The organism is Brevibacterium picturae, assembly GCF_030453725.1.
In the GTDB taxonomy this organism is placed as follows: Bacteria; Actinomycetota; Actinomycetes; order Actinomycetales; family Brevibacteriaceae; genus Brevibacterium; species Brevibacterium sandarakinum_A.
In genome coordinates this window covers 1-1870 of record NZ_JAKDJU010000318.1, presented here as the reverse complement: position 1 = coordinate 1870, position 1870 = coordinate 1, and the positions used below count along the sequence as shown (strand labels likewise).

General features: G+C 64.4%; 2 protein-coding genes and 1 pseudogene. All 3 read right to left on the bottom strand.

The features are described 5' to 3' along the window. Positions 1-4 precede the first annotated feature (4 nt). Positions 5-841 carry a MetQ/NlpA family ABC transporter substrate-binding protein gene (locus tag L0G76_RS15985; protein WP_101598293.1) on the bottom strand — a complete coding sequence of 279 codons (837 nt, stop codon included), beginning with the start codon at positions 839-841 and terminating at the stop codon, positions 5-7. Positions 842-926: 85 nt separating this feature from the next. Continuing rightward, entirely contained in the window at positions 927-1601 is a 675-nt protein-coding gene (locus tag L0G76_RS15980) for a methionine ABC transporter permease (protein WP_304358112.1), read from the bottom strand. Continuing rightward, positions 1601-1870: pseudogene (locus L0G76_RS15975) on the bottom strand (methionine ABC transporter ATP-binding protein); the annotation flags it as partial. The pseudogene L0G76_RS15975 and the gene L0G76_RS15980, both read right to left, overlap by 1 nt.

Genomic DNA, 1870 nt, shown 5'->3' with positions numbered 1-1870 from the left:
GCGATCAGAAGCTGGGCAGGACCGATCCGTCGGACCACTTGTCTTCGATGAACTGCTTCACCTCGGGGGAGTGGAGGAGCTCGTCGAGCTTCTTGATGTTCTCGTCCTCCTTGTTCTCGGTGCGCACGGCGAGGAAGTTGCCGTAGGGGTTGTCCTCGGCGCCTTCGAGGAGGATGCCGTCCTTGGCCGGGTTGAGTCCGGCCTCCAGGGCGTTGTTGCCGTTGATGACCGAGGCGTCGACGTCCTCGAGGGTGCGTGCCAGCTGAGCGGCATCGGCCTCGACGAACTCGACGTTCTTCGGGTTGTCCTCGACGTCGGAGAGCTTGGCGTCGACCGCGTCGACTCCGTCCTTGAGGGTGATGATCTTCGCCTTTTCGAGCATCTTCAGCGCTCGGCCCTGGTTGGCGGGATCGTTGTTGATGCCGATCTTCGCGCCCTTTGGCAGTTTCTTGACGTCCTTGACGGTCTTCGAGAACAGTGCGAAGGGTTCGAGGTTGATCGGCTTGAAGCCGGTGATCTCGTAGCCCTGGCCCTCGACCTCGGAGTCGAGGTAGGGCTTGTGCTGGAAGTAGTTGGCGTCGATGTCACCATCGGACAGGGCCTTGTTGGGCAGGGTGTAGTCCGTGTATTCGGTGACCTCGAGGTCGAGGCCGGCCTCCTCGGCGAGAGTCTTGTCGACGAAGCGCAGGATGTCGCCCTGCGGAACGGGAGTGGCGCCGATCGTGAGCTTGGTGATGTCGCCGTCCTTCTCGCCGACGGTGTCGGTTCCGCCGCCCACGAGCCCGCAGCCCGACAGCAGCAGGGTTGCACTCGCAGCAATGGCGATGAGCTTGGTCTTCATGATTCTCCTTGGTTTCAGTTGATCGTCGGTGTGAAGAGTGTCGAGTGTTGGGAAGGCCCACCAGTGGCGTGCCGCAGGTAGGTCGTCACCGGTGGTCGACGGCGCGGGCGATGCGGTCGCCGATGAACTGGATGAGCGTCACGATGAGCACGAGGACTATGATGCAGGCGATCATCGTGTCCGCCTGGTAGCGGTTGTAGCCGTACGAGATCGCCAGCGCACCGAGACCGCCGCCGCCCACAGCACCGGCCATCGCGGTGTAGGACACCAGAGTCACCGAGGTGACCGTTGCGGCACCGATCAGGCCCGGCTTCGCCTCGGGAACGTAGACCTGACGGACCACTTGCCCATTCGAGCCGCCCATCATCAATGCCGCCTCGACCTTCCCTTCCGAGACCTCACGCAGAGAGTTCTCGACGAGGCGGGCATAGAAGGGAATCGCCCCGACGGTCAGCGACACCACGGTCGCCTGCCACCCCAGAGCCGAACCCACCACGAAGCGGGCGAACGGGATGAGGGCGATGATGAGGATGATGAAGGGGATCGAACGCGTGACGTCGACGACGAACGACAGCACGCGGTAGAGCGCGGGACGGGCCGTGAGTCCGCCCTTCGATGTCGTGAACAGCCAGATGCCCAGCGGCAGGCCGAACAGCACCGCCAGCCCGGTGGACCAGGCGGTCATGAGCAGGGTTTCGATCGTGGCGGGCAGCATCTGCTGCGTGATCGCGGGGTTGTCGAACCACATCGGATCGTTCATCAGGCTGCCTCCTCCGCATAGATTCCCTCGGCTTCCAGGGCTGCGATGAGCTCCTTCGACTTCGCCGCCGAGGCGAGCGTGAAGCGGATCCGCCCGACCTGCCTGCCCTCAATCGTTTCGACGGCGCCGGCGAGGATGGCATCGGCGCTGACACCGACGGACTGCGCGCAGGTCAGGACCTGCGGCAGGCTGGTCCCGGCCAGCGCGACCTCGACGAGGCAGGTCTTCACGACGCTGGTGCCGGCGTCATCCGTGCCGGCGCCATCCGC

Bases quoted from the DNA above. Each gene is read 5' to 3' on its own strand.
- L0G76_RS15985 (WP_101598293.1), bottom strand. From the start codon at position 841: ATGAAGACCAAGCTCATCGCCATTGCTGCGAGTGCAACCCTGCTGCTG.
- L0G76_RS15980 (WP_304358112.1), bottom strand. From the start codon at position 1,601: ATGAACGATCCGATGTGGTTCGACAACCCCGCGATCACGCAGCAGATG.